The following is a 25,290-nucleotide window of genomic DNA, read 5'->3' on the forward strand; positions in this document are numbered from 1 at the left end:
GCCAATCAGCGTCCTGAATACTTCTCAACAAGCGGGTTATAGAGGGCTAGGGTGGCCGGACAATTATAAAAAGGCACGCCGCAATGACCGCCATGACTCCGTGTCTGGACCGTTCTGGATTCCTGCCCCGCCTGTCCTCTCATCACCTGTCGCGGGCTCGTTTAAGCGAGCCGTTATTGGCTTCGACGGCCCGGGTGAAATTACTCTGCGCACCCGCCGGCAGTGGCAAGAGCGCGTTGCTCGCCGAATGCCTGTTGCAGGCGCCAACCCAGTGCCGGGTGCATTGGTTGCCAATGTCTGGCGTGGCCTCGAGCGCGGCGGATTTTCGTAGGCGTCTGGCAGAAACGTTGGGACTGGCCTCATCGGATGAGACCGGGTTGCTGGGCGATCTGGCGCGACTGCAGACGCCGACTTGGCTGTTTCTCGATGACTATTGCCGTCTGCCGAACCCGGAGCTGGATCAGTTACTGGATCGCATGTTGGCGATCAGCAGCCCGATGCTGACCTGGTGGCTGGGTGCCCGCCGCCGGCCGCCATGCAACTGGCCAAGATTGCTGCTCGACGCTGAGTTGTACGAGTGCGAGAGCCCTTCGCTGGCGTTCACCCAAGGTGAAGTCGAGCAGATATTGCAGCCCTGGGTACCCGAGCAAGCCGGTAAGGTGGCCAGTCGGATTATCCAGCGCACCGGCGGCTGGTGTGCCGGTGTACGGATTGCATTGCTGCAGAAGTGCGACTGGTCACGTCAGGACAACTCCCTGGGACGGGCGGCCACCTTGCTCGATTACCTGGGGCATGAGTTGTTCAGCTCGCTGACGCCTGAGTTGAGCGAGGTCTGGCGCGTGCTGGCCCACTTGCCCCGCTTCAATGCCCGATTGTGCGATCACCTGTTCGGGGCCGGGGAGGGCGCTCAATACTTGCGGACCTTGCAAGCGCTGGGCTGTTTTATCGAACCTTGGGGGGACTCCAGCGACTGGCTGCAGATTTTCACCCCGTTCACGCAGTTGTTGCGCGATGAACAATGGCCGGCGGGACGCTCTTGGCATCGGCGTGCATGCCAGTGGTTCTGTGCTGAACAGGACTGGAAATCAGCCTTCGAACAGGCCTTGCTCGCCGAGGAATACGAGGTGGCGGTCAGCCTGTTGCAGCACTTCAGTTTCGAGCACTTGTTCGAAGAGCAAATGGTCGTGCTGTTGCTGCGTTTGCATGAGCAGCAAGGCGAAGAACTGACGCTGGGGAGTCCGCAGTTGGTGGGCTTGATTACCGCTGCGCTGTTGTTCGCCGGACGCTTTGAACAAGCGACTCTGTGCATTGCTCATTTGGCGCATTTCACGCCTCAACCCTCGGCAGTGCTTCAGCGTCAACTGATTGCACGCTGGCAGGCCCTGCAGGGTTGGTTACTGCATTTGCAGGGACGAATGGAGTCTTCGCGTGCGCACTTTCTTGATGCATTGAGCGCCCTCGATCCTGAATGCTGGACGGCGCGCCTGATGTGTTTGTCCGGTCTGACGCAACAGGCCCTGCTAAGGGGCGAACTCGACGTCGCGCAAGCCCATAACCGCGAGGCGTTGTGCCTGGCGCGGGCGCAAGGTTCGCTGGTGTTCGAGGGCTTGATGGAACTCGATCATGCGCAATTGCTGGAGCAACGGGGTGCGGCGGTGCGGGCTGAAAGTCTGCTCGCCAATATGCATGAATTGCTTTGCCTGCAATCTGACCGCGCAGTGCCTCTACTGGGGCGAATTGCCTTGCGTCGAGGGCGCCTGGCCTTGTGTCAGGGGCTGGATGAACAGGCCGCGGATTTTTTTCAGGCCGGGTTGGAGGACTGCGTACGCAATCATGACAAACGTGCGCTGTACGGTTTTCTCGGGCAGGCACAACTGGCGGCCAATCAGGGCGACTACGCCCAAGCCTTCGTCCGCCTGCGCGACGCCGAGCGATTGATGCAGCAGCGGCAGATTCCGGACACGGTCTACCGTGGTGCTCTGCTGCAGGTCAGCAGTCAGTGCTGGTTGCAACAGGGGCGTCCCGAACTGGCCCGTGAGGCGTTGAGCCGGGTGCTCAACCATTATCGGGGGCCACAGGCCCGGCAGGCCCCACCGGCGACACTGGAGTTGATTCCGCGGATTGAGTATTTGTTGATTCTGGCCGAGGTCAAACTGCAACGGGTGGAGGATCCCTTGGCTCGACTCGCCACCCTGCTTGAGAACACACAAGCGAACGGGATGATCAGCCTGGAAGCCGAGCTTCTGCTGGCGATGGCCGAGGCGGCCTTCATGGTGGGCGAACAGGGGAATGCCCGGCAGTTTTTCGAAAAAGGCGTAGCGAAGGCGAACCGTTGTAACTTGCAGCCGTTGTTGGCGCAGTTGAACAGGCGTTGTCCCGGTTTCTTGTCGGAACTGCACATGATCGATAATAACGAGCCATTTTCTGACAAGGATATTAATGAAAGTCCACTGAGCCTGAGGGAGTTGGAAGTGCTTGAGTTGATTGCGTCAGGAAGTTCGAACCGACAAATAGCCGATAAGTTATTCATCTCATTGCATACCGTTAAAACACATGTCCGGCGAATTCATGGAAAGTTAGGGGTCGAACGCAGGACGCACGCAGTGGCAAGGGCAAGAATGCTGGGGTTGTGCGGTTAATTGTTTTTTAATTATGTTGTGAATCTGTTTTGATGTCTTGGGTGTTTAATGTTTTGCAAAGAGTGGTGGGTATTACTGTTGGTTTTGAATGCGTTAAGTTAATTGCACTGGTTCAGGCAATGTTTCGTTGTCTGGTTTTTAAGGTGCATTAATGGAATATGTATATGAGCGTTCAGGAAATACCGTTTACACAGGAAGATCTTGGGAAGGTGGTTGAAGGTTTTACCGCGCTGGAAGAAGTGCTCAACAAAACCCCATCGTTTAAATCAATCGTGCAAGACGTTTTGTTAAAGGAACTTCAGCAACTGTTGCCGGAGGTCTACATCAGCAGGACTTACATCAATGCCCGACGTTCAGGCATTGTGAATCAGGAGCCGACTGGTCTGTTCTTGGACGTATTCATGGAGTGTCTGAGTCGTGGGCGCGCTCCTGTTTATGACGCGAGTCAGTACGGCGTCTATGACTGGTCCGGCTCCACGGATGAGTTGGACCGGGTCGACGGTCTGGACGTGGTTGTTCTGGGGGCGCTGATCGGCGATGTGCTGGGTACACTGGCGCAAAAATACACGCAAGTTCTGGGGCAACACTGGGCGGCACCTCTGGGCAAGGATGCCCAAGGTCGTGAATCGGTCTCTCGCAGCAGTGATCTGCGGGACGTGTATGCGGCGCTTTTCTGGCAAGAGTTGAAAGCAACGGTACAAATGCAAGGGGTGAGGTCGGAAGTAGAAAAGAGCTACGAAGTTTACATCAGGGGCAATTCCCAGACGCCGGCTTACAGTCTTTCTCTGGAGCTGGAAAACGGACGATTTGCAACGCTGGCTTGTTGTTTTGTCATGTATTTAAGTGGCCGGTCCATCGATGAACTTGTACCTGCCAATGATGACTGGGTCATCCTTTACACCCCCACGAACGGGCTGGAAACGTTCCAGACGTCGGCAATAATGCACCGCTCGCTGGAGCAGCGCCTGAGCGATCCGAAAACCCGGGCGCAGTTGCTCAAAGATATTTCACTGGAGGACGCTGAACAGGTCATAAGTGTTCCTGATATCCGTTATTTAAAAACCCATGGCGAAATTTTCCAGGTTGCCATCGACAACCTGTTGGATAAACAACGGCGTGACGTCGCTTATGGCATTCGCCGCTTGCTGGAGCCAGATGCGGATCTGCCAGGCATCGTCCAATCCATTGAGCAGACTCAACGTCTGGATGAGTTGAACGGTTATGCCAAGAGCCGCACCGCACGTCTGCTCGCATTGATGACGATGAACGCCAGGCCCCAATGGCTGAAGGACACTTCCACCACCCATCAGAAAACATTTGCCGCTTTGGAACAGGCGTTGCTCAGAAGCCAGGTGGCATTGCATGAGGCGATGGGGGGGCTGTCCTCCTTTCAGGACTATGTGCGGCGTGTCGTTGAAGAACATATCTCCCAGGGCGATCGCAATCTAAATCGCGTTGATCCCGATACTGTTTGGGTGTCGGTAAAGCATTCGGTGCGTATGGGCGCCAGGCACATCGAACATGTCCAGCGTAAAACCCTGACACAGCTGTTCATGTATGGTGTGCATGATGTTGCAGGGCAATACACGATTCAGTTTGAAGAATTTCACGACAACACACTACTGTCAGAGTCCAATATCGAAAGGGCCATCCGGCAATTTGATCTTCGTTTGGAATACGCCAGTGAACGAAGTTATCGCCTCAGCGATCCGCAAGTTAAAGACGCCCTGCGAGAAGTATTGAGTCAACAGATTGCACTGAGTAACTTCGCCGCGTTGCTTCAAAAACATATCAGCCCCCAAGCACAGGACATCGCGCAGCGCTATCTGTTTGGCGATCCGGGCGTGGAGGCATACAGCGTTGCTTTTCGCAGCCACTACCGGCCGTTTAAAGACATGATCGTTTACCGTGCCAGAGGTGCAATGGCTGATTTTTCGATGCATGTGCTCTATGCGCCTGGCGCACCGACGGGGCAGCAATGGTATGAGTTCCCCGATCTGACGGCGCTCAAACGTCAATTCATCCGCTGGGGGTTCGAGCAGCGCGATCGTGACTTCCTGATCGGGCAGGCTTTCAGCATGGATCGTGCGGATCTCGTGAAGAGATATCTATCTGAAGTCGAGCCGGCGACGGTGTACCAGCAGTGGTGGTGGGGTGGTGTCACTTTGGTGAAATGGGCGACGGAAGACGGACCGTTGATGGGCGCCATCCATAACATCGTCGGCTGGGAAATTGCCGAAGAACAAGTGGTCACACCCGGCTGGTACAGGAAGGCCGCGCCACAAGATCGCGAACTTTTCACAAGGCTGAACACAGATTTCAAAGCCATCTACCAGGTATCAAAAGAACCACTGCATATCGAAACGCTTGCCGTCTTCTCACGCAAACTGGTCATGAAGGCGTTGAACGATTATCTGCGTCGATCCGGCCCACATCCGGAAATCGACCCGGATCGGGTGAGCGTCAAGTTGCGTGGACACGACTATATGACACTCACCAATGTGTTCATTCAGTGGCAGATTTGGCGTGCTGATGGAACGGTGTGGTTCGGTTCCATGGATAACTCGTCGCTGGGGCGCTTGAATGAGGCCACTGTCACTGCGCTGATCAAGTTAATGCCGGGCGAGAAATATGAGCAGTATCTACGGCAGGATTTTCTGGCAACGCCTTCTTATGATCTGAAAGCAAAGCTTTACTGCAAGACCGTGCAGAACGAAATGCTCAGGGCGGCATTGACACAAAAAATGCAGGGCTCTCTTTCCGGTGAGCACTTCAATTGGCTCAAGGGGCTGATCGAGGATCTGGATCATGATCGTATTCACAATACGCTTCCGTTGCAGACGGGGGGGGTGCCAGGCGAAGGCGTTTATACGCTGGCGCTCGAGGGGCGACGGTTGGAGGGGGCCTATACGTTCGGGCGCAAGGTGGCTGGCAGGTTGGAATACCTGATCTACATTCCGAAAGCACCGGATGGCCTGGCATTTCGTCCCATTGAGTCGTTGACTCAGGGCTTAAAGGGAGGCGCACTGGGTATTCATGTTGCCGGACTTGTCAGGCTGGAAGACAGAGGCGTAGTGCAACGTTATATCGACAACTGCCGCAACGCTTCAGGTGCCTTGCCGACGCCAAGTTTGCGAGACAGTTACCCTGTGACCCACTTCAAGTTCGAATACCACAGTATGGTGTTGCGGCTTATCTATGACGTCGACTATCAGACGAGCACGCGTGCGGAAATTTTCTGGCGTAATGTGATGATCGGCGCAGAACTGGTGGTGGATGTCATCTCGCTGTTTATCCCTCCAGTGGCTATGGTGGTCAGCGTCCTGCGTATCACGCGTTCGATCGTTCAGGGTGTGATTGCTTACAGTCTGGGCGATGAAGATGCCGGCAAAGCCTACCTCGCCTCGGCCTGGAGAAGCACCATCCTCGCGTATGTGGGCTTCGTGGCGGGGGTTGGCACGTCGACTTCGGCGGTGGGCCTGTTGTTGCAGATCAAGGACATCTCCGAAATTTTGTCGACCGCGACCGGCGTTCCGGTGGGCGCTGGCTATGTCACTGCGGTGACGTCCACGTACCTGATTCAGGACAGTAAAACCCGAATCACAGACTGATCCTGCCGGGTCAGCCGTTACTCAGGCTGATACCCCATCCGCCAACTCACGGCCCGCGTCGCCGCCAACAACCGCTGCGCCGCAGGGCCGTTTTCATCGGCATGGAACAACGAGGCCGGGCCGACGATGGTCATCACCGCGGCCACCTGCCCAACCGCATTGAACACCGGTGCCGACAACGCATCCACGCCGGGCATCAGCAAGCCGTGAACATGGTGCAAGCCGCGTTCGCGGATCTGTTCGCACAATGTGGCGTAAGCCTGCTCATCGGCCAACGGATGAACGTCGACGGCGCGAACTTCGAGATCGCGCAACTCATCGCTTTCACGGTGGGGCAAATAGGCACTGAACACCAGCCCCGTCGACGAACTGAGCAATGGTAGAACCGAGCCCAATTGCGTGACCACCGTCACCGCGCGCACCGCCGGTTCGATGTGCACCACCGTCGCGCCCTGATTGCCCCACACTGCCAAAAAACAGGTCTCATTCAGATCGTCGCGCAGTTCGGCCAAGGGCAGGGCGGCGACTTTCAGCACGTCCATACTGTTCAGGGCAGCGAGGCCGACCCGCAGCGCTTCACGGCCCAGGCCGTAATGGTTGGTGGCGGTGTTCTGCTCGGCAAACCCGCTGGAGATCAGCGCCTGTAGATAACGGTGAACCTTGCTTGCCGGCATCTGCACGTGTTCGGCCAGACGCGACAGCGAGGTGGATGGCGACAGCTCGGCAAGCGCCTTGAGGATGTCGGTGCCGACCTCGGCCGAGCGGACTTTCTGTTTACCGTTGCTTTCGCTGGTCATGGAGGCGGTGTGATCCCGGGACGAATGGGCGTCTTTATAGCTTGACGGTCAATACCAATCAAATTACGTTATGCGTAATTGAATTACGATAAAAATAACCCTGGCGTGCCAAGATCTCTTCAGCAGAGTGACAGGCCATTGCCAACTCCCGTTCAGGAGGCTCCATGAACCTCGATTCAACGGCGCCAGCACTGGCTTATCAGTCAGGCTTTGGTAACGAATTCAGCAGCGAAGCGTTACCCGGCGCACTGCCCGTCGGCCAGAATTCCCCGCAAAAAGCCCCTTACGGTCTTTACACCGAATTGTTCTCAGGCACTGCGTTCACCATGGCTCGCAGCGAAGCGCGGCGTACCTGGATGTACCGGATTCAGCCGTCGGCCAATCACCCGGCATTCGTCAAACTGGATCGGCAATTGGCCGGTGGCCCGTTGGGTGAAGTGACCCCCAATCGCCTGCGCTGGAATCCCTTGGAGATTCCGACCGAGCCGACCGATTTCATCGACGGGTTGGTGAGCATGGCTGCCAACTCAGGCATGGAAAAACCGGCCGGGATCAGCATCTATAACTACCGCGCCAACCGTTCCATGGAGCGCGTGTTCTTCAACGCCGACGGCGAATTGCTGCTGGTGCCGCAACTGGGTCGCCTGCGCATCGCCACCGAACTGGGCGTGCTGGAACTGGAACCGCTGGAAATCGCCGTTCTGCCTCGCGGGCTGAAATTTCGCGTCGAACTGCTCGACCCGCAAGCCCGCGGCTACATCGCCGAAAACCATGGCGCCCCTCTGCGCCTGCCGGACCTGGGGCCGATCGGCAGTAACGGCCTGGCTAACCCGCGAGACTTCCTGACGCCGGTGGCCCATTACGAAAACCTCAAGCAACCGACCACCCTGGTGCAGAAATTCCTCGGCCAGTTGTGGGGTTGCGAGCTCGATCATTCGCCGCTGAACGTGGTCGCCTGGCACGGCAATAACGTGCCGTACAAATATGACCTGCGCCGCTTCAACACCATCGGCACGGTCAGTTTCGATCATCCGGACCCATCGATTTTCACGGTTCTGACTTCGCCGACCAGCGTGCACGGTCTGGCCAACCTGGATTTCGTGATCTTCCCGCCACGCTGGATGGTCGCCGAGAAGACATTCCGTCCACCGTGGTTCCACCGCAACCTGATGAACGAATTCATGGGCCTGATCCAGGGCGAATACGATGCCAAGGCCGAAGGCTTTGTGCCCGGCGGTGCTTCGTTGCACAGCTGCATGAGCGCCCACGGCCCCGACGGCGAAACCTGCACCAAGGCGATCAACGCGGAACTGGCGCCGGCTAAAATCGACAACACCATGGCTTTCATGTTCGAGACCAGCCAAGTGTTGCGCCCGAGCCGATTCGCCCTGGATTGCCCACAATTGCAAAACAATTACGACGCCTGCTGGGCCACGCTGCCCGCGACTTTCGACCCGACCCGGAGATAACCATGACTCAGACTTCCATCACTCGTAGCTGGGTTGCCTCCGCCAACGGCCACGCGGATTTTCCGCTGCAGAACCTGCCGTTGGGCGTGTTCAGCGTGAAGGGCTCCGCGCCGCGCAGTGGCGTGGCGATCGGCGACCACATCTTTGATCTGGAAGCGGCACTGGATGCCGGGCTGTTCGATGGCATTGCGAAGAAAGCTGTCGAAGCCACCCGCGGTGGTCAGCTGAATGCGTTTTTCGAACTGGGTCGCGAGGCACGCGTGGCCTTGCGTGAACGCTTGATCGAGTTGTTCAAGGAAGGCAGCACCCTGCACGGCAAGATCGAAGCCCAAGGCGCCAAACTGCTGCCGCTGGCGGCGGATTGCGAAATGCACTTGCCGGCGAAGATCAACGACTACACCGACTTCTACGTCGGCATCGAGCACGCGCAGAATGTCGGCAAACTGTTCCGTCCGGACAACCCGTTGCTGCCGAACTACAAGTACGTGCCGATTGGTTACCACGGCCGTGCCTCGACCATTCGCCCGTCCGGCACTGACGTGCGTCGGCCGAAAGGCCAGACCCTGCCGGCCGGCCAGACCGAGCCGACGTTTGGTCCGTGCGCACGTCTGGACTATGAATTGGAACTGGGTATCTGGATCGGTCAGGGCAACGCGATGGGCGACTCCATCGCCATCGGTGACGCCGCCGACCACATCGCCGGTTTCTGCCTGCTCAACGACTGGTCGGCGCGAGACATCCAGGCCTGGGAATACCAGCCGTTGGGTCCGTTCCTGTCCAAGAGTTTCATCACCAGCATTTCGCCGTGGGTGGTGACGGCCGAAGCGCTGGAGCCGTTCCGCCGTGCCCAACCTGCGCGCCCGGAAGGCGATCCGCAGCCGCTGCCGTACCTGTTCGACAAACGTGATCAGGCTGCCGGTGCCTTCGACATCGAACTCGAAGTGCTGCTGCTGACCGAATCGATGCGCGAGCAACATCTGCCAGCCCATCGCCTGGCCCTCAGCAACACACAACACATGTACTGGACCGTCGCACAACTGGTTGCGCACCACAGCGTCAACGGCTGCCAGTTGCAGGCCGGTGATCTGTTCGGTTCGGGCACGCTGTCCGGTCCTGAAAACGGTCAGTTCGGCAGCTTGCTGGAAATCACCGAGGGCGGTAAAAAGCCGATCGAACTGGCCTCGGGCGAGGTGCGTAAATTTCTTGAGGACGGCGACGAAATCATTCTGCGCGCACGTTGCAGCCGCGAGGGTTTTGCTTCCATCGGTTTCGGCGAATGCCGCGGCAAAGTGCTGCCAGCACGCTAAGAGGATCGGGTCATGGAACTCTATACCTACTATCGTTCGACTTCGTCCTACCGGGTGCGCATTGCGTTGGCGCTCAAGGGGCTGGATTACCAGGCGCTGCCGGTCAACCTGATCGCGCCGCAAGGTGGCGAACATCGGCAGCCGACCTATCTGGGCATCAACCCCCAAGGTCGGGTGCCGGCCTTGCGCACTGATGAGGGCGAGTTGCTGATCCAGTCACCGGCGATCATCGAGTATCTGGAGGAGCGTTATCCACAGGTGCCATTGCTGTCCAAGGACCTCGTCGCCCGTGCCCATGAGCGTGGCGTGGCGGCGGTGATCGGCTGCGATGTTCATCCCCTGCACAACGTCAGCGTGCTCAATCAGCTTCGGCAGTTGGGGCACGATGAGCCGCAGGTGGTTGAGTGGATCGGTCACTGGATCAGGCAAGGGTTGGCGACGGTGGAGCAGTTGATCGGTGACACCGGTTACTGCTTTGGCGATCAGCCGGGGCTGGCGGATGTCTATTTGATCCCGCAGTTGTATGCGGCCGAGCGCTTCAATATTTCCCTTGAGGCCTACCCGCGAATTCGTCGAGTGGCGGCGCTGGCGGCGACACACCCCGCCTTCTTCCTGGCCCATCCGGCAAATCAGCCCGACACCCCTTAATGGCTCACATAGACCTAATGTGGGAGCGGGCTTGCTCGCGAAGAACGATAATGCGGTGCTCCTGATGGACCGAGGCGTCTGGTTCGCCGGCAAGCCTGGCTCCTACATGGCGCGGTGATATCGGTTGGATCGCATCTGACCTTTGTAGGAGCGAGGCTTGCCCGCGAAGAACGATAACGCGGTATTCCTGATGGACCGAGGCGTCTGTTTCGCGGGCAAGCCTCGCTCCTACAACGGGGGGTGATTAGTGCACGACCGAGTTGGGTGGCAAATGCCCGAGCCGTTCGGTGAGGCGAATCCGCTGGATCGGGTCGTCACAGAGCAGCAGCGCGTGCTCCAGGTCAAAACGCTCGGCATTCGGGCAGTCCAGTCGTTGGTAGAGACTGGCCCGGGCCAGATAGTCGGAGGCGCTGGCGTTGCCCAATTCAAGCACGCGCTCGGCGTCGATCAGGGCGTCGATGTAGTCATCATTCGTGAGGTACAACTGGCGCAGGTTGCGCGACAGCCGCTGCAGCATCTGCACCGGTTCGGCTGTCAGTAAATGCTCGGCGCCGAGCTGCATGTTCGGGCCGTACTGGCGTTGCAGTAACTCCCGGCAGTCGTTGGGGTATAGCCGTCGCCCGCCGCAAGGGTCGAGCAGATGATCGGCGCCTTGCACCCGCAGCAGGAAATGCCCGGGGAAGTTGACCCCGACCATGGGAATCTCCAGCCTTCTGGCCAGTTCCAGCGCAATCAGGCCCAGCACCAGCGGTTGGCCCCGCCGACGCTCCAGCACTTTATGGAGTAACGCCACTTGCGGACGCAAGGGCGTGGAGTCGTCCTGAGCGAACCCCAGGTCATTCATTCGGCGCAACAACGGTTGGGCCAATTCACTCACCGGCAGCATCGGCAACCCGTAGCTGACCCGCTGTTGCAGGTCCTTGAAATCCGCCAGCACCGTCTCGGGATTCAGTTCCTTATCGTGTTCGACGGCCATCCACAGTGCCGCCTCGAACAGCGCGGGCGGTGATCGTTGCAGACAGTCGAAAAAACGTTGGCGCGGGGTCATCAAAATCTCCGGGGAATGCCTCGTTTTAGCCCCGTCTCAGGCTTTCGTCCAGTGTCGGGCACAGGCGCTAGCAGGTTATGTCCGAAAGCCTCTAAAGCGACGCCGCTTATTCCGGGGCGTTTCTGCAATTTTTGTGCACAAGCTTATACTGGCGACTACAAGAAGTGATTCGGGAGCCCTACGATGTTCGCTCTCATGCAAAGCACTCGCCTTGAATCGCTGCACCTGAGCGTCGATCCGGTCACCGGGTTGAAGGCGGTGATTGCCATCCACAACAGCCGTCTGGGACCTGCCCTGGGCGGGTGTCGTTACCTTGCTTACCCCAGCGATGAATCCGCGATCGAGGATGCTGTGCGCCTTGCCCAAGGCATGAGTTACAAGGCGGCCCTGGCTGGCCTGGCTCAGGGTGGTGGCGTTGCGGTGATTGTTCGCCCGGCCCATGTGGAAAACCGCGCCGCGCTATTTGAAGCTTTCGGGCGCCGCATTAACGAACTCGACGGTCGCTACATCACCGCCATCGACGCCGGCACTTCGGTGGCGGACATGGATTGCATCGCCCAACAGACGCAGTTCGTTACCAGCACCACCGCCGCGGGCGACCCTGCACCGCATGCCGCCATGGGCGTATTCGCTGGTATTCGCAGCACCGCCATGGCCCGCTTGGGCAGCGATAATCTCGAAGGCTTGCGCATAGCCATTCAAGGCCTGGGCAATGTCGGTTATGCCTTGGCCGAACAGCTACACGCCGCCGGTGCCGAGCTGCTGGTCAGCGACATCGATCATGGAAAGGTGCAGCTGGCCATGGAGCAATTGGGTGCTCATCCAATCGCCAACGATGCACTGCTCAGCACACCGTGCGACATACTCGCGCCTTGCGGCCTGGGCGGTGTGCTAAACACCAACAGTGTGTCGCAACTGCGCTGCGCAGCGGTCGCCGGTTCGGCGAACAACCAACTGATCCATCTGGAAATCGCCGATCAACTGGAACGCCGGGGCATTTTGTATGCGCCCGATTACGTGATCAATGCCGGTGGGCTGATCTACGTGTCGCTCAAACACCGCGGGGAAGAGCTGACGACCATCACCGCGCACCTGTCGAAAATCAGTTCACGGCTGACCGAAGTCTTCGCCCATGCCCAGGCGGAAAAGCGCTCTCCGGCCCGGGTGGCGGATGAGTTGGCGGAGAAAGTGTTGTACCGGTGAAAAGTTTGAAAGGAGTGAGAGCCTATCCGGCCGTTGCTCCCCAAGCCCTGCGCCACAAACGTCGGGCCTGACAATCGCACGCTGACCCCGCGTGCCAGGAGCCCTGTGATGCTTCACAAGGTTGAGCTGCCTTACACCCGATTTTTATCCCCTGATGGCCTGCCACTCGGCAATCTTCCCGCCTGGGCCGACGATTTCAATCTGTTGACGCGTCTGTATCGGCAGATGGTCCTGACCCGCCTTTTCGATCAGAAAGCTGTCGCCTTGCAACGCACTGGGCGCATCGGCACCTACGCGCCGACCCTGGGCCAGGAAGCCATTGGTGTCGCGGTCGGCAGCCTGATGCACGCCGAAGACGTGCTGATCCCGTATTACCGCGACACCGCTGTGCAATTGATGCGCGGTGTACGCATGGAAGAAATCCTGCTGTATTGGGGCGGCGACGAGCGTGGCAGCGACTTTGCCGACCCGGCGGTGGCCCAGGATTTCCCGATCTGCGTGCCGATCGCCACCCAGGCCCTGCATGCCTGTGGCGTCGCCAGCGCCTTCAAGATCCGCGGCGAGCATCGGGTCGCCGTCACCACTTGCGGCGACGGCGGAACCAGCAAAGGTGATTTCCTCGAAGCCCTCAACGTTGCTGGCGCCTGGCAGTTGCCGGTGGTGTTCATGGTCAACAACAACCAATGGGCGATCTCGGTGCCGCGACGAATCCAGTGCGGCGCTCCGACGCTGGCGCAGAAAGCCATTGGCGCCGGGTTCCACGGGGAGCAAGTCGACGGCAATGACATGCTCGCCGTTTACGACCGCGTGCAAGCCGCCCTCGAACGGGCGCGTCATGGTAAAGGCCCGGTGTTGCTCGAATGCCTGAGCTATCGGCTCGGCGATCACACCACCGCCGACGATGCCACACGCTACCGGTCGGCGGACGAGGTCAAGCAGGCCTGGCTCGAAGAACCGATCAAACGCCTGCAACGGTTTATGGCCGGGCAGGGTGTGTGGGACGAAGGCCGCGAACAGGCGCTAATCAGCGAATGCCAGGGTTTGGTGCAGCGTGCTGTGGATAACTTCGAAGCGGCGGGCCTGCAGGCGCCGGAATCGGTGATGGATCATGTCTACGCCCAATGGCCGCAAGCCCTGGCCGAACAGCGCGAAGAATTTCTGGAGCGGGTGGCGCGACGGACGGGAGGTTCGGGCCATGAGTAACGGCAAAGTGACGCTGCTGGAAGCGGTGAATCTTGCGTTGCATCGGGCCATGAGCGAGGACGAGAACGTCATCGTCCTCGGTGAAGACGTCGGGGTAAACGGTGGCGTGTTCCGCGCCACGCTGGGCCTGCGCGACACCTTCGGTTTCAAGCGGGTGATCGACTCGCCGCTGGCCGAAACCATGCTCGGCGGGCTGGTGGTGGGCATGGCGGCCCAAGGCCTGAAACCGGTGGTGGAAATCCAGTTCATGGGGTTTATTTACGCCACCATGGAGCACCTGGTGTCCCACGCCAGCCGCATGCGCAATCGCACGCGCGGGAGGATTACCTGCCCGATGGTGATGCGCTCGCCCATGGGCGCAGGGATTCGCGCGCCGGAACATCACAGCGAAAGCACTGAAGCGCTGTTCGCGCACATTCCGGGGCTGCGGGTGGTGATCCCGTCCTCGCCGGCCCGGGCCTATGGCTTGTTGCTCGCAGCCATCGACGACCCGGATCCAGTGATATTTCTCGAACCGACCCGACTCTATCGAATGAACCCGCAACCGCTGCTGGATGACGGCAAACGCTTGCCGCTGGACAGCTGTTTCACCCTGCGTGAAGGCAGCGACATTACCTTGATCAGTTGGGGCGCCAGCGTGATGGAAACCCTGCAAGCCGCCACGAAACTGGCCGAGCAGGGCGTCTCGGCGGAAGTGATCGATGTCGCCAGTATCAAACCGCTGGACCTCGACACGATGGAAGCCTCGGTGCGCAAGACCGGTCGTTGCGTGATCGTGCATGAAGCGCCGCGCTCCTGCGGGGTCGGCGCGGAAATCGCCGCCAGTCTCTACGAACGGGTGTTTCTGGAGTTGCAGGCACCGATCCAGCGAGTCACCGCGCCAGACATTCCGCCGCCGCTGTATCGACTGGAATCGCTGTACATGCCCGGCATCGAAGACATTCTTCATGCCTGCGACACCGTCATGCAGCACTACCCCTGAACAGACGCCTGAGGCCGAGGAGGTTGCGATGAAATATTTCAAACTGCCGGATCTGGGCGAAGGCTTGCAGGAAGCGGAAATCGTCCGTTGGCACGTCAAGGTCGGCGATACCGTCAAGGCCGATCAACTGCTGGTGTCGGTGGAAACCGCCAAGGCGCTGGTGGACATTCCCGCACCCTACGACGGTGTGGTGGCAAAAACCTTTGGTGGCGAGGGCGACATCCTTCACGTTGGCGAACCTCTGCTCGGTTACGAAGGCGACGCGGATGCGGGCACCGTGGTCGGTCGGCTTGAGGGCGGCGGCACGAATCAGGAGGATGCATTTTTCATCGGCGCTGCGCCTTCGACTCGTGAGCACCTGGCGAACCGTGCCACGCCGGCGGTGCGTCAACTGGCTCGGCAACTCGGTGTTGAACTGAGCGCCTTGGCCGGCTCCGGCCAGGACGGCCAGATCACCCGCAGTGACGTGGAAAACGCAGCCCAGACGGAACGCGAACGCTTCGGCGGCGAGAAGCTGCGCGGGGTGCGACGCAGCATGGCGCTGAACATGGCCAGGTCCCATGCCGAAGTGGTGCCGGTGACGATTTTCGGTGATGCCGATCTGTATCGCTGGGGGCAGGCGCGAGAACCGCTGATTCGCCTGGCCAAGGCGATGGCGGCGGCCTGCGCGGTGGAACCGGTGCTCAACAGCGCCTTTGACGGCAAAACCCTGGCGCTCAAGCAACACGAACGACTCGATCTGGGCATTGCCGTGGATACGCCGGACGGCTTGTTCGTGCCGGTGCTGCGCGATGTCGGTCAGCGCACGGCGGCGGATTTGAAAGAAGGTGTGATGCGTCTGCGGGCCGACGTGCAGGCGCGCTCGATCCCGCCCCAGGAAATGATGGGTGCGACCCTGACCCTGTCGAACTTCGGCACCTTGTTCGGCCGCTACGCCAACCCGGTAGTGGTGCCGCCGCAAGTGGCGATCCTCGCCGCCGGGGCGATCCGCGATGAACCGGTGGCGGTCGAGGGCGCGGTGGTGGTGCATCCGATCCTGCCGCTGTCCCTGACTTTCGATCACCGCGTGGTCACCGGCGGCGAGGCGGCGCGGTTCTTCAAAGCGTTGGTCGAGGCGCTGGAACAACCCGAGGTCTAGATTTCCCGCAGGCATGAAAAAGGCCCTGAGCCATTTGACTCAGGGCCTATTCAATTCGGGCATTGCTTACTTGGGTGTCTTGGCGGCTTTGGCTGGCTTGGTCGGCTCAGCGCCCGCTACTTCAACTGGTGCAGCTACTTCAACAGGTTCAGTGGCTTTAACAGGTTCAATGGCTTCGGCGGGTGCATTCAACAGTTCAGACAGTGCGTCCGGCTGGCTCTTGAATGCCTTGGCGAATACATCACGGTTCTTCGCCATGTAGATCCCGGCTTCTTCCACTTGCTGTTCGGTCAGGGACGGAACGGCTTTTTGCAACACTTCAGCCAGCAATTCGGCCAGTTCGAGCATTTTGTCATGACGGTCAGCTTCGGCTTTATCCATGAACAAGCGCTCCAGATCTCGGCTGCTGCGGTATACCACTTCGACGGCCATTCACCACCTCACATGCCTTCACATTAGTTGTCTGTTTCGACTACTGTATTTATATACAGCGAAAAGGATAAGCGAATCCCTGCGCTTTGGGTAGTGGCTTTTTAATGTAGACCGAATTCAGGGGTTGTCAGGTGAACCGTGTTGTCCCTATTCGCGAGCAAGCCCGCTCCCACAGGATATGCGCTGTCCCTTGTGGGAGCGGGCTTGCTCGCGAATAGGCCGGCAAAAGCACCACAAAAGTGTCCAGTAGCAGCCCATCGCTATCTCACCCAACAGCCTCTGGCCTTTTTTCTGCATGCAGAACAACCGTCACGTCCAACGCGCATCATCCGCTCGAACCGAGCTAAGGAACAATCAAAGTGAAAATCAACTGGGCCGAGAACCTGCGGCAGAACGTGCACCAACTGGCCGAGTCCCTGGGCAACCTGTTCGTCGAGACCTTCCACTACCTGGCGCTGTTCGCCATCGGTGCGGTGACCGCGTGGGCGGCGGTGATGGAATTCCTCGGAATGCTCGAACAGGGGCACATCAAGATCGATGACATCTTGCTGCTGTTCATCTACCTGGAACTGGGGGCGATGGTCGGGATTTACTTCAAGACCAACCACATGCCGGTGCGTTTCCTGATCTATGTGGCGATCACCGCGCTGACGCGGCTGCTGATCTCCAACGTCTCGCACCACAATCCGCCGGACCTTGGGATCATCTATCTGTGCGGCGGGATTCTGCTGCTGGCGTTTGCGATTCTGGTGGTGCGTTACGCCTCGTCGCAGTTCCCTTCAGTGAAGATCGAACACCCGCAACGCAAGATCGGTGCGGGTTCCGGCGAGCATCCCGAAGTGGAGAAGGGCGAGATTTAAAGCCCCATTGAAGGTCGGGGCCGGGATTTGACCAAGGGCGGCGGCGGGTTACGATTGTCGCCGTCGGTCATGGCTTCGAGGATGGCCACGGCGCTGTGGCCTTGTTCGATGGCGATGCCGAATTGAATGCTTTGCACCAGGCGTTTGAGGCGCTTGGGATCATTGCGTTGTTCGGCGCTGATCATCCGTTTGGCCACCACGCGACCACTTTTGGAGAGGGTCAGCATGATGCTGCCGTCCAGCCCCTGAATGCTCAGGTTGACTTGATAATCCGGTGCAAAGGCATCGGTAATGAGCTGAAAAGGATTGTCCATAATGCGTCACCGCCTGATTGAACGTGCAGTTGTTGACGGCCGTGATCGGGATTAGTTCGCAACACCAGACCATCGGCCTTCCATGTTCATGTGCTTTCATCCGTGCCGCGTAAGGGATGTAGCAAGGTGCATGCCGGAAAAACTGTCGGACAATGGATACGGCAAAAAAGTGGCGAGCACTCTGGCTAATGCCGGTCAGTCAAGGACAACTCGGACCTGTAGGAGCCAGGCTTGCCGGCGAAAGCGCACTCAAGGACGCCTTCGCCGGCAAGCCTGGCTCCTACGAAAAGCGGTTTGCTCGCTTGACTGACCGGCATTAGGCACTCTGGCCTGCCTTCTTTTTGCCTGCCCGTTTCAGGGCATGAACGAGTAGATGATCGCAGACAGTGCAATCAAACCGATCAACACCACGAACACGTTCGAGGCCTGATTCGAGTACTGGCGCAAGGCCGGCACGCGGCGGATGGCGTACATCGGCATCAGGAACAACAGGCACGCGATGATCGGCCCGCCGAGGGTTTCGATCATGCCCAGGATGCTCGGATTGAAGGTCGCCACGGCCCAGCAGCTGAGGATCATGAACAGCGCAGTAATGCGGTTCAGCCAACGGGCGGACATGACGCGACCACGGCCACGCAGGCTTTTCACGATCAGGCCCTGAAAGCCTTCGCTGGCGCCGATGTAATGGCCGAGGAAGGATTTGGTGATCGCTACCAGCGCAATCAACGGTGCGGCATAAGCGATGACCGGTGTCTGGAAGTGGTTGGCCAGGTACGACAGGATCGAAATGTTCTGCGCCTTCGCAGCGGCCAAATCAGCCGGGGACAACGCCAGCACGCAGCTGAAGCAAAAGAACATCACCGTGACGACCATCATGGCGTGAGCGATCGCGAGAATGCCGCTGCTTTTGCGTTCGGCTTGTTCGCCGTAACGCTGTTTCTGATCGACGGCGAAGGCCGAGATGATCGGCGAATGGTTGAACGAGAACACCATCACCGGAATCGCCAGCCACAAAGTCTTGAAGAACAGCGGCAGCGGCATGCCTTCACTGGCGGTAGCGAAGAACGCGCCGTTCCAGTTTGGAATCAGGCTGACGCCGAGCAGCAGCAATGCCGCGACGAACGGGTAAACCAGCACGCTCATGCATTTGACGATGACGCTCTGACCGCAACGCACGATCGCCATCAAGCCGAGAATCAGCCCCAGCGACAGAATCGCCCGAGGGGGCGGCGTCATGTGCAACTGGTGCTCCATGAGGCTGCTCAGGGTGTTGGTCAGCGCCACGCTGTACACCAGCAGAATCGGGAAGATCGCGAAGAAATACAGCAGCGTGATCAGCTTGCCGGCGCCGACGCCGAAGTGTTCTTCCACCACTTCGGTAATGTCCCCGGAACGCCCGGACAGCACGAAACGCGTCAGGCCACGGTGGGCGAAGAAGGTCATCGGAAAGGCCAGTACCGCCAGGAGCAGCAGCGGCCAGAAACCACCGACACCGGCGTTGATCGGCAGGAACAACGTGCCGGCGCCAATCGCCGTGCCATAGAGGCCAAGCATCCAGGTGGTGTCGTGTTTGCTCCAGCCTTTGTGGGTTATTTCGCTATTGCGGGTCAGATCTACAGCAGGATTATCGGCAGCAGGTGTACGTATTTCGGTCATCGTTTTCGCCTCGTTATTATTCTTGCTCGGGCTCACGTGTTGCGGACGGTCAGGCAGGCACCTGCTTCGGAGTGCTCCTCAGCACTCCACCCAGCTCACCGCCAGGCCGCCCCGTGAAGTTTCTTTGTATTTGTCGTGCATGTCGGCGCCGGTATCGCGCATGGTGCGGATCACCCGGTCCAGGGAAATGAAGTGTTTGCCGTCACCGCGCAGGGCCATTTGCGTGGCGTTGATCGCCTTCACGGCAGCAATTGCGTTGCGCTCGATGCACGGCACCTGCACCAGACCGCCGACGGGGTCGCAGGTCAGGCCGAGGTTGTGTTCCAGGCCGATTTCGGCGGCGTTTTCCAGTTGCTCGGGAGTCGCTCCGAGTATGTCGGCCAGGCCGGCGGCGGCCATGGCGCAGGCGGAACCGACTTCACCCTGGCAGCCGACTTCGGCGCCGGAGATCGAGGCGTTTTTCTTGCAGAGAATGCCTACAGCGGCAGCGCCCAAAAAGAACGCCACGACGTCATCGTCCGACGCGTCCGGGTTGAATTTCATGTAGTAGTGCAGCACGGCGGGAATGATCCCCGCCGCCCCGTTTGTAGGCGCGGTCACCATGCGTCCGCCAGCCGCGTTCTCTTCGTTCACGGCGAGGGCGAACAGGTTGACCCACTCCATGGCTGACAGGGTGGAACTGATGACATTCGGTTTGCCGATTTCCAACAGGCTGCGGTGCAATTTCGCGGCGCGGCGCGGAACATTCAGACCCCCGGGCAGAATGCCTTCGTGACGCAAACCTTGCTCGACGCACTCGCGCATCACCGACCAGATATGCAGCAAGCCCTGGCGGATCTCGGCGTCGCTGCGCCAGACCCGTTCGTTGGCCATCATCAGCTCGGAAACCCGCAGACCGTGCTGGTTGCAGAGCTTGAGCAACTCGGCGGCACTGGAAAAATCGTAGGGCAGCACCACATCGCTGGCTGGCGCAATGCCGGACTCGGCTTCTGCTGCTTCGATGATGAAACCACCACCCACCGAGTAGTACGTCTGCTCGAACAGCTCACCGGTTTCGCCGAAGGCTGTCAGAGACATCGCGTTGGGGTGGTAGGGCAAGCTCTCGTCCAGCAGCAGGAGATCGCGCTGCCAGTTGAAGGCAATAGTCGACTTGCCGGCCAGACTCAGTTCGCCGGTTTCACGCAAGGTTTGGATTCGGCTGTCGATTGAGTTCGGATCAATGCTGTCTGGCCATTCGCCCATCAGGCCCATAACGCAGGCACGGTCGGTGGCGTGACCGACGCCAGTGGCCGAAAGGGAGCCATAGAGGCGGATTTCTACCCGCCGTACGTCGGCCAGCAAATGTTGGTCAATCAGTGCCTGGGCGAAGGTCGCGGCGGCGCGCATCGGGCCGACGGTATGGGAGCTGGACGGACCGATGCCAACTTTGAAGAGATCGAAAACACTGATAGCCATGCTAAAGCCTATACAAGCAATGGAAGAGAAATCGCCGCCATTTTTGTAGGCCAAGCGCAAGGTGGGCGATACTGCCAACCTCGGTCCTACGTGACCAACGAAACTTCCTAAGACAGCCTTTAGCAGGACTAAACAATGAGTCGCCAATTGCACGCCCAGACCTACGTTTGGCTGCACGTGTTTTCGTGTGCCGCGCGGCACTTGTCCTTCACCCGTTGCGCCGAAGAGCTGCACATCACGCCGGGTGCGGTCAGTCAGCAAATTCGCCAACTGGAAGAGCGGCTAGGTTTTCGCCTGTTTCATCGTCGCGCCCGGGGTGTGGAGTTGAGCGCTGAAGGCCAGCGATTGGCTATCACCGTCAACGAAGCCTACGGCAGCATCGATGCGGAATTGCGACGACTGGATGCGGGAATGATCAGCGGGATTTTGCGATTGCGCTCGATTCCATCGTTCCTGAGCAAGTGGTTGACCCCCAGGTTGCCGCGTTTGCAGCAGCGTTTTCCGGACATTCAATTGCGGCTGGTGGCAGAAGACAGCAGCGTGCCATTGCATGAGGGCGACTTCGATTTGGCCATCGACCTCAATGACGGCAGTTATCCGGGATTGTTATCCACAACCTTGTTGGATGAGCAGATCTTTCCGGTGTGCGCCCCGAGCCTTTTGCGCGCAAGGCCGCCACTGCACGGCCCGGCGGATCTGGTGCATTTTCCGTTGCTGCACGACATCACCGCCTGGCGCGGCAGTTACGAATACGCGGAATGGGAGTTCTACCTCAACGCCATCGGCTTCGAGGGCGCGGATGTGCGGCGCGGGCATACCTTCAATCGCAATCACCTGACTATTGAAGCGGCGATTGCCGGGATGGGCGTGGCGATTGCGCGACGAACGCTGCTCAACGATGAACTCGAGCGCGGGACGTTGATCGTGCCGTTTGGCCTGGCGGTGCCCAATCACAAGCGTTACGTGCTGCTTTATGCGCCGGGCGCGCTGAGCCATCCGGGCGTGCGCGCGGTGCATGACTGGCTGGTGGAAGAAGCGGGGATATTTCGTAGCCTGCATCCGCTGGCGGAGCAGCAGATGTGACAGCAGCCTGGAACATCAGCCAGGGGCGACCCAACTCCCGACATTAACAGCGCTTTTACCCGTTGTCCGGCTTTTTTTGCGAATGAATATTTATCTTTTTTTAGGGGTTGAAATGTTCTGCGCACACACCGATTGTGTAACCAAGAGGTCACGGTGATGAAGCCCAAGGGCCAGCCGAAGGGCCTCTCGCGAGCTAGCTGAAATAAGGGATGAACTATGCAAATCCAAGTCAATAGCGATAACCATATTCAAAGCAGCATCCGACTGGAGGAGTGGGTACGTACTACCATTGAGAGCACGCTCGAACGTTATGAAGAGGACCTGACCCGCGTCGAGGTCCACCTGCGGGACGAGAACGGCGACAAGCCCGGTCCCCACGATATGCGCTGTCAGCTGGAAGCGCGGCCAAAAGGCCATCAACCGATTTCTGTTACCCATAAAGCCGCTAACCTGGAACTGGCGATCGACGGTGCGGCTGAAAAACTCGAACATGCGCTTGAACATCTGTTCGGCAAACTGCGGGGCAAACCACGTGCCGCTGTGGTGCCGTTCGAAAGGCCTACGGCCGATGCGCTGCTGGAAGACGAGTTTCTCGAGAACGAACAGGCTGCACAAAACGGCTGAGGCCTGATTTACTTTTTCACTTTCTCTCCACCTGAAAAACGGGCCTGCTTATGCAGGCCCGTTCTTGTTTATGGTGTTTGCCGGCTCCTGTGGTTCCATGGAAACCTGTGGCGAGGGAGCAAGCTCCCTCGCCACAAAGTGTCTTGCCTCAGACCGGGGTAGTAATCAAAACGCGGTTTCGCCACGGGCGATCACATAGTCATTGGCTTGATTGCTTTCATACTGATTGTCGAAATTGATCAGGAATGCGCCAATCTCGGCACGCAACGCGCCATTGTCGTAGCGGGTCCAGCTTCCAGGTGCGCGCCTTCTCCGGTTTGACTTCGCCGCTGGTCACCCGGTTAGGCGTCTGGCTGTACTACACGCTGCCAAATGAAGCTTCGGTATTGGCGTAGAGGTTCCAGCTGTCGGTCACCGAAAATCGACTGGATTGCATCGCTAGCGCAAGAACGCCTGCCGATATTCCCCGGGCGTCCCGCCCAAAGCCTGGCGAAACCGATTAGTGAAATGACTCGCACTGGCAAACCCACAGGCCAACGCAATATCCCCCAACGGCTGCGACGTTGTGCGCAACAATTCCCGCGCGCGGCTCAGTCGCCGAGCCAACACATACTGATGCGGCGGCAAACCGAAGCTCACTCGGAACATTCGCGCAAAGTGATATTCGGACAGCGCACATAACCCCGCCAATTGCCCAAGGCTGATGGCTTCGGCCATTTGATGATCGATGAACTCCACCAACTGCCGCCGCTGATGCGCCGCCAACCCACCCTTGAGGCGCAAGCCCTCACGCACACCGACCTGGCTGAGCAGGGCATGGCTGAGCATTTCGTGGGCCAGGCTGCTGGTGAGCAGGCGTTCGCCCGGCTCATCCCAGTTGAGGGCGATCAACTGCCGAAAGCGCCGGGCTTGCTGCGGGTCTTCAAGGAACGTGCGCTCGCGCAGCTGCAATTCCCGAGGTTCGCGATCCAGCAGCGTGACGCAACCAAGGGCAAATTGTTCGGGGCTGAAATACAGGTGGGCCAGGCGAATATCGCCGTTGATTACCCAGCCTGACTGATGGTCGGCCGGCAGAATGCACAGCTTGTCCGGGCCGCCCTTGGTGCCGGGCTGGTCGCGGCGAAAAGTACCGGTACCGCCAGCGATGTAGCAAGACAAGGTGTGATGGCTCGGCGCTTCGTAATCCTGGGCATCGTGGTGGTTGTTCCACAAAGCTGCGGCCATGCCGTCACCGAGCTCGGCGCTGTGCTCCAGACGAGCATTGGGCGAGCGGTTAAGCGCTTGAAAGACTTGCAGGGTATCGAGTGTCCTGTCTCGCAAATACGGTTCCCTTTTGACGGTGTCTGTTTCCGCCATGCTGCGTTGCCGCTCCTCGCCATAGCGGGCTATGACTCGTCGCGGCGCCTTGCCTGACGGCAACAGCCCCTCGTCAAAAAGGAACGTATTTGCGAGACAGGACACTTGTGCGGCCATGATCGGTTCTCTCCAACGCCTTGCATCCTACTCCGTAGAGGTTGGCCTGCCAGCCCGCCGGCCGACAAAAGCGCAAGTTTATGCAAGTGCAGAAGGGTTTCGCGCCGGACACTGAAGGCCTATTCAGGAGTCTTCACCATGAACATTTCGTTGTATCTACTGACCGTGCTGATCTGGGGCACCACCTGGATTGCCTTGAAATGGCAACTGGGCGTGGTGGCGATTCCAGTGTCGATCGTTTATCGCTTCGGCCTTGCCGCATTGGTCTTGTTCGTGATGTTGCTGCTCAGCCGCCGTCTGCAAGTGATGAACCGTCGCGGACATCTGATCTGCCTGGCGCAGGGCTTGTGCCTGTTCTGCATCAATTTCATGTGCTTTCTTACCGCCAGCCAATGGATTCCCAGCGGTCTGGTCGCCGTGGTGTTTTCCACCGCCACCCTCTGGAATGCCTTCAACGCACGGGTGTTTTTCGGTCAGAAAATCGCTCGCAACGTATTGATGGGCGGTGCATTGGGTTTGCTCGGATTGGGCCTGTTGTTCTGGCCAGAGCTGGCCGGTCATACCGCCAGCCCTGAAACCATGCTCGGGTTGGGCTTGGCGCTGCTCGGAACCTTATGCTTCTCGGCCGGCAACATGCTGTCGAGTCTGCAACAGAAGGCCGGCCTGAAACCCCTGACCACCAATGCCTGGGGCATGGCTTACGGCGCGGCGATGTTGACGGTGTGGTGTCTGGTCAAAGGCATCCCGTTCGACATGGAATGGAATGCCCGCTACATCGGGTCGTTGCTGTACCTGGTGATTCCGGGCTCGGTGATCGGCTTCACCGCCTACCTGACGCTGGTCGGGCGCATGGGCCCGGAGCGGGCAGCGTACTGCACCGTACTCTTTCCGGTAGTGGCGCTGAATGTGTCGGCGTTTGTCGAAGGCTATCAATGGACGGCACCGGCGCTGGTGGGGCTGGTGTTGGTGATGTTGGGGAATGTGCTGGTGTTCCGTAAACCCAAGGCGCCGATCGTGCAGGGGACCGGCAAATTTGCCTGATGCTTTTCAAAGATTGACCGCGTATTACTCCGCGCTCGATCCTCAACGCCCATATTCTCCATACTCATTATCCGCAGGGGGGTAAGTAAGGAGAATCCATAGCGCTCAATGCCAGTCAGTTAAGGCGCGGAACCTGTGGGAGCGGGCTTGCTCGCGAAAGCGGTGTATCAGGCAACATCAATGTTGACTGTGCCGCCGTCTTCGCGAGCAAGCCCGCTCCCACAGGTTCTGCGCCTTAACTGACTGGCATTGGTCCATAGCGCTAGGTTTTTTCGTCTGCACGTTGTGTAACGAGTGGGCAGGCGTT

Annotated in this window: 19 protein-coding genes and 2 pseudogenes; 13 read left to right on the forward strand and 8 right to left on the reverse strand. The window is 59.0% G+C overall.

Annotation, left to right across the window (positions count from 1 at the left end):
* Positions 1–83: 83 nt before the first annotated feature.
* A complete protein-coding gene (locus KW837_RS22930) occupies positions 84–2,639 on the forward strand; it encodes a LuxR C-terminal-related transcriptional regulator (RefSeq protein ID WP_218398714.1) in 2,556 nt (851 codons plus the stop codon).
* Between the two features lie 164 nt (positions 2,640–2,803).
* Positions 2,804–6,250, forward strand: a complete 3,447-nt coding sequence (locus tag KW837_RS22935) for a dermonecrotic toxin domain-containing protein (RefSeq protein ID WP_218398715.1) — start codon at positions 2,804–2,806, stop codon at positions 6,248–6,250.
* Positions 6,251–6,267: 17 nt separating this feature from the next.
* On the opposite strand, the gene KW837_RS22940 is transcribed toward KW837_RS22935, so the two are convergent.
* Entirely contained in the window at positions 6,268–7,047 is a 780-nt protein-coding gene (locus KW837_RS22940; protein WP_218398716.1) for an IclR family transcriptional regulator, read from the reverse strand.
* A gap of 164 nt (positions 7,048–7,211) precedes the next feature.
* Between KW837_RS22940 and hmgA the strand changes: the two genes are divergently transcribed.
* The 3 genes from hmgA to maiA are packed head-to-tail and all read left to right on the forward strand — an operon-like array spanning position 7,212 to position 10,471.
* The gene (gene hmgA / locus KW837_RS22945; protein WP_218398717.1) at positions 7,212–8,516 is read left to right on the forward strand and encodes a homogentisate 1,2-dioxygenase; all 1,305 of its coding nucleotides are present in this window, start codon (positions 7,212–7,214) and stop codon (positions 8,514–8,516) included.
* A 2-nt stretch (positions 8,517–8,518) separates the two neighbouring features.
* Positions 8,519–9,823, forward strand: coding sequence for a fumarylacetoacetase (gene fahA, locus KW837_RS22950; RefSeq protein ID WP_218398718.1), 1,305 nt, complete (start codon positions 8,519–8,521; stop codon positions 9,821–9,823).
* A 12-nt stretch (positions 9,824–9,835) separates the two neighbouring features.
* Entirely contained in the window at positions 9,836–10,471 is a 636-nt protein-coding gene (gene maiA, locus KW837_RS22955; protein ID WP_218398719.1) for a maleylacetoacetate isomerase, read from the forward strand.
* A gap of 244 nt (positions 10,472–10,715) precedes the next feature.
* Here the strand turns inward: maiA and KW837_RS22960 are convergent, their stop codons facing one another.
* Positions 10,716–11,519, reverse strand: coding sequence for a SirB1 family protein (locus KW837_RS22960; RefSeq protein ID WP_218398720.1), 804 nt, complete (start codon positions 11,517–11,519; stop codon positions 10,716–10,718).
* A 183-nt stretch (positions 11,520–11,702) separates the two neighbouring features.
* Here KW837_RS22960 and KW837_RS22965 point away from each other — a divergent pair, with 183 nt between their 5' ends.
* The 4 genes from KW837_RS22965 (at position 11,703) to KW837_RS22980 (ending at position 16,045) form a co-directional block, all read left to right on the forward strand.
* A complete protein-coding gene (locus tag KW837_RS22965) occupies positions 11,703–12,722 on the forward strand; it encodes a Glu/Leu/Phe/Val dehydrogenase dimerization domain-containing protein (protein ID WP_218398721.1) in 1,020 nt (339 codons plus the stop codon).
* Positions 12,723–12,830: 108 nt separating this feature from the next.
* Positions 12,831–13,925: a pyruvate dehydrogenase (acetyl-transferring) E1 component subunit alpha gene (gene pdhA, locus KW837_RS22970; protein ID WP_218398722.1), complete on the forward strand. Its 1,095-nt coding sequence runs from the start codon at positions 12,831–12,833 to the stop codon at positions 13,923–13,925.
* Positions 13,918–14,907 (forward strand): alpha-ketoacid dehydrogenase subunit beta, encoded by a 990-nt coding sequence (locus KW837_RS22975; RefSeq protein WP_218398723.1) that lies wholly within the window; start codon positions 13,918–13,920, stop codon positions 14,905–14,907. Before pdhA ends, KW837_RS22975 begins: the two co-directional genes overlap by 8 nt.
* A gap of 28 nt (positions 14,908–14,935) precedes the next feature.
* Entirely contained in the window at positions 14,936–16,045 is a 1,110-nt protein-coding gene (locus tag KW837_RS22980; RefSeq protein ID WP_218398724.1) for a dihydrolipoamide acetyltransferase family protein, read from the forward strand.
* Positions 16,046–16,222: 177 nt separating this feature from the next.
* On the opposite strand, the pseudogene KW837_RS22985 reads toward KW837_RS22980, so the two are convergent.
* Positions 16,223–16,477 (reverse strand): annotated as a pseudogene (locus KW837_RS22985) (YebG family protein); the annotation flags it as partial.
* 359 nt (positions 16,478–16,836) lie between these two features.
* Between KW837_RS22985 and KW837_RS22990 the strand changes: the two are divergent.
* Complete coding sequence (locus KW837_RS22990) at positions 16,837–17,337, forward strand: phosphate-starvation-inducible protein PsiE (protein WP_007903272.1); 501 nt, start codon at positions 16,837–16,839, stop codon at positions 17,335–17,337.
* On the opposite strand, the gene KW837_RS22995 is transcribed toward KW837_RS22990, so the two are convergent.
* From KW837_RS22995 to KW837_RS23005, 3 genes are all read right to left on the reverse strand, one after another.
* Entirely contained in the window at positions 17,334–17,651 is a 318-nt protein-coding gene (locus KW837_RS22995; RefSeq protein WP_123496706.1) for a DUF3509 domain-containing protein, read from the reverse strand. The two genes, KW837_RS22990 and KW837_RS22995, sit on opposite strands and share 4 nt — an antisense overlap.
* A gap of 354 nt (positions 17,652–18,005) precedes the next feature.
* Complete coding sequence (locus KW837_RS23000; protein WP_218398725.1) at positions 18,006–19,307, reverse strand: serine/threonine transporter; 1,302 nt, start codon at positions 19,305–19,307, stop codon at positions 18,006–18,008.
* Between the two features lie 78 nt (positions 19,308–19,385).
* On the reverse strand, positions 19,386–20,762 hold the full coding sequence (locus KW837_RS23005; protein WP_218398726.1) for an L-serine ammonia-lyase: 1,377 nt from the start codon (positions 20,760–20,762) through the stop codon (positions 19,386–19,388).
* A 135-nt stretch (positions 20,763–20,897) separates the two neighbouring features.
* On the opposite strand from KW837_RS23005, the gene KW837_RS23010 reads away from it, so the two are divergent.
* Both KW837_RS23010 and KW837_RS23015 read left to right on the forward strand, forming a co-directional pair.
* The gene (locus KW837_RS23010; RefSeq protein ID WP_123496709.1) at positions 20,898–21,845 is read left to right on the forward strand and encodes a LysR substrate-binding domain-containing protein; all 948 of its coding nucleotides are present in this window, start codon (positions 20,898–20,900) and stop codon (positions 21,843–21,845) included.
* 216 nt (positions 21,846–22,061) lie between these two features.
* A complete protein-coding gene (locus KW837_RS23015) occupies positions 22,062–22,469 on the forward strand; it encodes an HPF/RaiA family ribosome-associated protein (protein WP_008070486.1) in 408 nt (135 codons plus the stop codon).
* Positions 22,470–22,643: 174 nt separating this feature from the next.
* On the opposite strand, the pseudogene KW837_RS23020 reads toward KW837_RS23015, so the two are convergent.
* Both KW837_RS23020 and KW837_RS23025 read right to left on the reverse strand, forming a co-directional pair.
* Positions 22,644–22,881 (reverse strand): annotated as a pseudogene (locus KW837_RS23020) (TonB-dependent receptor domain-containing protein); the annotation flags it as partial.
* 26 nt (positions 22,882–22,907) lie between these two features.
* A complete protein-coding gene (locus KW837_RS23025; RefSeq protein ID WP_218398727.1) occupies positions 22,908–23,825 on the reverse strand; it encodes an AraC family transcriptional regulator in 918 nt (305 codons plus the stop codon).
* A 255-nt stretch (positions 23,826–24,080) separates the two neighbouring features.
* Here KW837_RS23025 and KW837_RS23030 point away from each other — a divergent pair, with 255 nt between their 5' ends.
* The gene (locus KW837_RS23030; RefSeq protein WP_218398728.1) at positions 24,081–24,983 is read left to right on the forward strand and encodes a DMT family transporter; all 903 of its coding nucleotides are present in this window, start codon (positions 24,081–24,083) and stop codon (positions 24,981–24,983) included.
* The last annotated feature ends 307 nt before the right edge of the window (positions 24,984–25,290 follow it).

Origin of the sequence: Pseudomonas sp. PDM24 (assembly GCF_019218905.1) — a bacterium.
GTDB lineage: Bacteria > Pseudomonadota > Gammaproteobacteria > Pseudomonadales > Pseudomonadaceae > Aquipseudomonas.